Source organism: Adlercreutzia muris (genome assembly GCF_008831045.1).
Classification (GTDB): Bacteria; Actinomycetota; Coriobacteriia; order Coriobacteriales; family Eggerthellaceae; genus Adlercreutzia; species Adlercreutzia muris.
Genome location: NZ_WAJS01000060.1, coordinates 1 through 6131 on the forward strand (window position 1 = coordinate 1; position 6131 = coordinate 6131).

Annotated in this window: 6 protein-coding genes and 3 tRNA genes; 7 read left to right on the forward strand and 2 right to left on the reverse strand. The window is 65.3% G+C overall.

Translation table 11 applies throughout. From position 1 onward, the window contains the following. Nucleotides 1-166 precede the first annotated feature (166 nt). The 7 genes from F8D48_RS11140 to F8D48_RS11170 all read left to right on the forward strand — a co-directional run bounded on the left by F8D48_RS11140 (nt 167) and on the right by F8D48_RS11170 (nt 4415). Nucleotides 167-1804 carry an FAD-dependent oxidoreductase gene (locus F8D48_RS11140; protein ID WP_240806332.1) on the forward strand — a complete coding sequence of 546 codons (1638 nt, stop codon included), beginning with the start codon at nt 167-169 and terminating at the stop codon, nt 1802-1804. A gap of 4 nt (nt 1805-1808) precedes the next feature. Continuing rightward, nucleotides 1809-2192 carry a cytochrome c3 family protein gene (locus tag F8D48_RS11145; RefSeq protein ID WP_151432088.1) on the forward strand — a complete coding sequence of 128 codons (384 nt, stop codon included), beginning with the start codon at nt 1809-1811 and terminating at the stop codon, nt 2190-2192. 112 nt (nt 2193-2304) lie between these two features. Then, the gene (locus tag F8D48_RS11150; RefSeq protein WP_135971178.1) at nt 2305-3000 is read left to right on the forward strand and encodes a TetR/AcrR family transcriptional regulator; all 696 of its coding nucleotides are present in this window, start codon (nt 2305-2307) and stop codon (nt 2998-3000) included. Nucleotides 3001-3195: 195 nt separating this feature from the next. Beyond that, a tRNA-Gln gene (locus F8D48_RS11155) sits at nt 3196-3269 on the forward strand. A gap of 24 nt (nt 3270-3293) precedes the next feature. Beyond that, nucleotides 3294-3370 (forward strand) — tRNA-Glu (locus F8D48_RS11160). A 55-nt stretch (nt 3371-3425) separates the two neighbouring features. Continuing rightward, nucleotides 3426-3502, forward strand: a tRNA-Glu gene (locus F8D48_RS11165). Between the two features lie 163 nt (nt 3503-3665). Then, entirely contained in the window at nt 3666-4415 is a 750-nt protein-coding gene (locus tag F8D48_RS11170) for a sulfite exporter TauE/SafE family protein (protein ID WP_135971177.1), read from the forward strand. Here the strand turns inward: F8D48_RS11170 and F8D48_RS11175 are convergent. Further along, the gene (locus F8D48_RS11175) at nt 4412-5815 is read right to left on the reverse strand and encodes a CCA tRNA nucleotidyltransferase (protein ID WP_257475622.1); all 1404 of its coding nucleotides are present in this window, start codon (nt 5813-5815) and stop codon (nt 4412-4414) included. The genes F8D48_RS11170 and F8D48_RS11175 overlap by 4 nt on opposite strands. A gap of 131 nt (nt 5816-5946) precedes the next feature. Further along, on the reverse strand, nt 5947-6131 hold a 185-nt coding region (locus tag F8D48_RS11820), incomplete at its 5' end, for a hypothetical protein (protein ID WP_205717391.1).

The window sequence follows — 6131 nt, forward strand, 5'->3', positions numbered from 1 at the left end:
ATCGGACATGGCTCAGCCTCCTAGCATGATTGAATTCGACACTCAAATCATACCGAAGGCCGGAGCCGTGTCTTTTGGTATCTAGACTATGCTGCTGTCAAAGTGCGCAAGAGATTGTACGTTATCAAGCGTATCCCGGCGCGATTTCCTGCGCGGCGCCGGCACCATGGGCGTCGCCGCGGGCGCGATGGCTGCCCTGGGCGGTGCGGGCGTGGCGGTGGCTGCCGAAGAGGGTGCCGCGGCCGAGAGCGCCTATGGCCTCGCGTGCGAGACCGGCTGGGTGCCCGTGAAGAAGGCCGCCTGTCCGGGCCCGCGCGGCCCGGTGGGCTTCGAGGATCGCGAGATCGCCGCTGACGAGATTGCGGCCACGGAAGATTGCGACATCGTCGTGGTCGGTGCTGGCATCGCCGGCCTCATGGCGGCCCTGAAGGGCGCCGAGGAGGGCGCCAATGTCATCTGCGTCGAGAAGATGACCAAGGGTCGCGGCTGCTTCGAGTGCTTCGGCGCCGTGGGCGCGAAGTGCCAGGAGGGTATCGAGATCAACAAGGTGCACCTGCTTGACGAGATGTACCGCGCTGCCTACTGGCGCGTGCGCCCTGAACCCATTCGCACCTACGTGGACCGCTCCGGCGAGGCCACCGACTTCTGGCAGGCCATGCTCGACAAGGGCGCCAACGGCTTCGTCATCAGCAAGGTGGAGCAGGCTCCCTCCACCAACGGCATGCCGGCTATGACTCAGCTCATCGATACCGAACTCGGCTTCTACGACAGTCCCTGCCTGCCGCCCGATGCCGGCGTGCGCTCCGGCTACTCGGGCATCTACGTCTGCCTGGAGATGCAGGAAGTGGCCAAGCAGTACGATAACCTCCAGCTGCGCTTCTCCACCCCGGCCGTGCAGCTCGTGCGCGAGGGCGAGCGAGTCGCCGGCATCATCGTGAAGAACGCCGACGGCACCTACGGCCAGATCAATGCCGCCAAGGGCGTCATCCTGGCCACGGGCGGCTACGATGCCAACCCCGAGCTGATGGAGGCCTGGACGCGTCCCGAAGATTACGCTACCTCGAGCTGGTGGAATCCCGGTTGGGGCACGACGGGTGACGGTCACCTCATGGGTATCAAGGTGGGCGCGCAGATGGACCCCTGCCCGCAGCCGGTCATGAACTTCCGCTGGGGCAACCCCGACTCGTTCTTCGATGCCCGCACGTGGAACGCCATCTACTTCGGCCTCATGATCAATCCCGAGGGCAAGCGCTTCGTCCGCGAGGACCTGCCCTTCCAAAGCGTTTCCAACGCCCAGAACGCCCAGCCCGGCTACGGCGCTGGTTGCTTCCAGGTGTTCGATGAGAACATGATGGAGGGCATGGGCGACGACGCCACCATTCAAGAGTTCAAGGACAAGGGCTGGCTCTTCGAGGGCGCCACGCCCCAGGAGCTGGGGGCCGCCTGCGGCATCGACGGGGACAACCTCGCCGCCACCATTGAGCGCTACAACGGATTTTTCGCCGGCGGCGTGGACGAGGACTTCAATCGCGACCTGGCAACGACGATGCCATTCACGGGCACGCGCTTCTTCGCCCTGACCACTAACAGCTGCGTGCTGGCCACAGGGGGCGGTCTTACCATCAACGGCGACTGCCAGGTGCTCGACATCGATGACAAGGTCATCGGCGGCCTGTACGCCGTGGGCAACGCCTCGGGCAATTTCTTCGCGGGCAACTACCCGCGTCATATTCCGGGAACGTCCATCGGCCGCGCCATCACCTTCGGCTATGTGGCCGCCGAGCACGCGATGAAGGGGGAGTAGTCCTATGAAGAAGAACATGATCAAGCTGGCCGGCGTGGCCTGTGTGGTGGCCCTCTGCGCGGCCCTGGCCGCCTGTGCGCCGGCGACTCAGCCCGCGACCGACGGTGCCGCCGACGGCGCCCGCACCGAGATGGCCGATACGGGCGACGGCATGTACGTCTCCGACGAGCAGTGCCTGTCCTGCCACGGCGGCTCCTACGACGCCCTGGCCTCCACAACGGCCGACTACGGCCTGTCGAACCCGCATGGCTCTATTCACGGCGGCCCCAACTCCTGCGTGAACTGCCACGCCCGGGACAAGGAAGTCACCGACAACCAGTGCGACAACTGCCACAGCTGGCCCCATAACCCCGAGCAGGGCCCGGGCGCCGCGCTCCAAGCGGCCTAGGGGTCGGGGTCTGGATTCCAGATGGGGAAGAAGGCGGCGCGCTCCTCGCGGGCGCGCCGCTTTTCTATACTTGCCTTACGAGATAAACGCGACGGAGAAGGGAGTCGCCCCCATGGGACATGCCCCGGCCGCTAAGGAGCGCCCGGCGCTCACGCGCGACCACATCGTTCAGGTGGCGACCGAGCTCATCGAACGGGAGGGCCTTGGCGCCTTCACCATGCGCGCGCTCGGCCGCGATCTGGGCGTGTCGGCCATGGCGGTGTACAGTCACTTCGTTTCCCGCGACGAGGTTCTCTGCGCGGTGCTCGAGCGGTTCATGGGCACGATGGATACCGATCCGGTTCCCGGGGAGCGTTGGGACGACACCCTGCGCCGCACCATGACCTCCATCTACCGGGAGGAGCTGGCCCATCCCGAGGTGGCCTCCATCGATGTGAACCCCCAGGCAGCCGGCAACGGCCTGGCCGCCCATACCGAGAAGATCGTGAGCCTGCATTTGGCCCAGGGCATGCCCGAGCCGGTGCTGCGTCAGGCCTGGGCTATGGTGGACGCCTATCTCACCGGATTCGTCGGCAACGCCATTGCCTTGCAGGCTGAGGCGGAGCGGAAGGGGGTTTCCGCTGCCGAGCTGAGGGAAGAGGGAGGGGGCGGCGCTGACGGGAAGGCGGCTGCGGCGCCGCTGTGGCAGCGCATCGTGCGAAGCGCCTACACCGAGGAGGCCTTCGCCCACGGCGTGGAGATCATCATCCAGGGCATCCGTGCTCTGTCCGCCCCCGATCCTTGCGCATGGCGCACTCCCGAGGAATAGCCTGTCGCTTGCGAACAGCTCCCGATTCCACAGGGCTCAACGCCGCCCGAGGGCAGACCGCGCTGTCTCTGCCGCCCGTACCGCTTGAGGGGTATTCCGAAAAAAGCGAAAATTAGGTCTTGACGGACAGCCCCTCCATCATTAATATAATCACCTGCGCTTACCGCTTTAGCGGTTCGTGCGAAGAATTGTCGTTGGGGTGTCGTCTAATGGCAGGACAGCGGTTTCTGGTGCCGTATGTGAGGGTTCGACTCCTTCCACCCCAGCCATTTTCATCGCGCGAAGCACTATGTGGCTCCGTCGTCTAGCGGTTTAGGACGCCGCCCTCTCAAGGCGGAGGTCGCCGGTTCGAATCCGGTCGGAGCTACCAGGGAAATCGGGCCGGGAGGTGTTTATCCCTCCCGGCTTTATGAAGCGCACTATGTGGCTCCGTCGTCTAGCGGTTTAGGACGCCGCCCTCTCAAGGCGGAGGTCGCCGGTTCGAATCCGGTCGGAGCTACCAAGAACTCACGAGCCGCCTGCGGGCGGCTCTTTTCATGTCTGAGCGATGGCGGTCGTCGCCGGGGCGAGGGGTAGCCGCGAGGCCGCGGCGTCCCGCACCCTGCGGCTGTTAAAGGGACGAGGCTGGAGTTCGTCTAGTCGAACGGACGGCGGAAAGGGTCTCCATGGAATTTCTCATCGTGTGCCCGCTGGCGCTCATCGCCGGCTTCGTGGATGCCATCGCCGGCGGGGGAGGGCTCATCTCGCTGCCCGCTTACTTCTTCGCCGGCCTTCCCGCCCATGCCGCTATCGCCACCAACAAGCTGTCGAGCACCCTGGGCACCGCTGTGGCCTGTGTGCGCTATGCGCTCTTCGGCTATATGGTGAAGCGGTTCGTCGTCGTGGGTGTCGCGTGCGGTCTTGCGGGCTCGGCGGTGGGGGCGAATCTGGCCCTGCTCGCCGACAGCACGGCACTCATGGTGTTCATGCTCGCGGCCCTGCCGCCCGTGGCCGTGCTCGTGTTTCGTGCCAAGGATTTGAACCGCTTCTCCGAACACCCTCTGCCACCGTGCCGAGCTCTTCTGGCCACCGGTGCCATCGCCCTGGCCGTGGGCGTCTACGACGGCTTCTACGGGCCGGGCACCGGCACTATTCTCATGCTGTTGCTCACGGCCCTCGGCCGCCAGGATGTGAAGTGTGCTGCCGGCACCACCAAGGCCATCAACCTGGCCACCAATGCGGCGGCGCTCGCCGTGTTCCTTGCCAGCGGTCAGGTGCTCGTCGGCCTGGGGCTTGCTGCCGCTGCCTTCAATATCGCGGGCAACTGGCTCGGCTCCACGTTCTTCGACAAGAAAGGGGCGCTCATCTTGCGCCCCATCATGCTGCTCGTTATGGTGCTGTTCGCCGGAAAGCTCCTGGCCGACCTCTTCGTCTAGGCAAGGCTCCGGGCGAAGGCCCGCAGGGCCTCGGGCTCGTTGGGAACCTCGCCGTCGATGACGCCGTCCAGGCACGCGTCCAGGATACGTCCCACCTCCGGCCCGGCCGGAACGCCCAGGGCCATGATATCGCGGCCGTCCAAGGCGAGCTGCTTGACGGAGAACGCCTCATCGGCGGCGAGCACTTCCCTCATCAGTCGCCGCAGCTCTTCAGCCAGTTCGGCCCGCGGGGCGCAGAAGGGCGCCTGGGCCAGGGCATCGGCCCGCTTCAGATCGCACAGGGCCTCGAACATCTCCGGTCGGCCGCCAAGCCGCCCCAAAGCGCGGCGCACGGCCCGCCCGTTCGCGGGGATCACGTCGTCGTGCACCCGCACCAGCACCGGCACATCGCGCCGTAGCCAAGCGGGAAAGGGGAGACGGTGCATGATGCCGCAGGCCAGCTGCTCGCTGATCCAGGGATGCCCGTAGAAGTGCTCCACCTCCTCGCCGTCGCGCACTTCGAAGAAGGCCGCTGCCGGCTTGCCCATATCATGAAAAAGCGCTGCCCAGCGCGTGATGGGGGTGGGAGGTGTGTGCTGCACCGCCCAGGCCGTGTGTTCCAGCACATCATATATATGGTACTTCGTCACCTGGGGGCAGTCCTTCATGGCCACGAGTTCCGGGAGCACGAAGGCCAGCACATCCACGCAGGTCATAAGGGCGTCGCGCACGTAGTCACCGCAAATGAAGCGCTCCAGCTCGCGGTAGACGCGCTCGCCCGACACCTTCCGCAGCAGGTGTTTCGAGGCCATCATGGCATCGAAGGTGGCCCCGTCCAGTGAGAACCCCAGCTGCGAGGCGAACCGGCAGGCTCTCAGAATGCGCAAGGCGTCCTCCGAAAACCGCGTCAGGGGGTCGCCCACGCAGCGAATGATGCCGGCCTCAAGGTCCGCTATGCCCCCGAAGGGGTCGATGAGACCGCGCTCGGGATGATAGGCAAGGGCGTTGACCGTGAAATCCCGGCGCAGAAGGTCTTCCTCGATGGTGGCGGCCGGGGTCACTAGATCGGGATGACGCCCATCGCTGTAGGTGCCGTCGCAGCGGTAAGTGGTAATTTCCAACGGCTCCCCGTCGCGGATAACCGTGATAGTGCCGTGGGCCGCGCCTGTCTCGACTGTCTTCCATCCCGCTTCCTGAAAGGCGCTCCGCACGACGGTCCAGGGAAGATTCGTGGCAACGTCCACATCATGGATCTCGCGCCCCAAGAGGGCGTCGCGCACAAAGCCGCCTACGCACCAGCCCTCACCGTCGGTCCCCTCTAATATGCTGAGGGCTTCTCGCGCAACCGCGGGAAGGGGGAGGCGTACCGCATCCTCTGCTTCGCCAGGGATCGTGGGAGCGCCGGGGGTCGATCCGTCCACGATGGCCCGGCTGAAACCGCCGTCGGGGTCATTCCCAAATTGGAAGGGGCGTGCGCTGGTATTGGGGTTGCGACCGTGCTTCATGGCTCATCCTTGTCCGTGGCTGCGACGATCTGCCCAGTATAGTGGTCTTATGCGGCTCCGAAGCGGCAGATATCCTCGACGGTGGAAAATTTTTCAAGAAATTTGAAATCCCCCCTTGCGCGATCCGCCGGACGGTGTATCATATGCAGTCCGCGCTCGGGGAAGGCGCGGCCGCCGGACCCCAGGGCCGCGGGCGGGGGGGCGGCTCCGAAAGAATTTCGAAAAAAGTTCT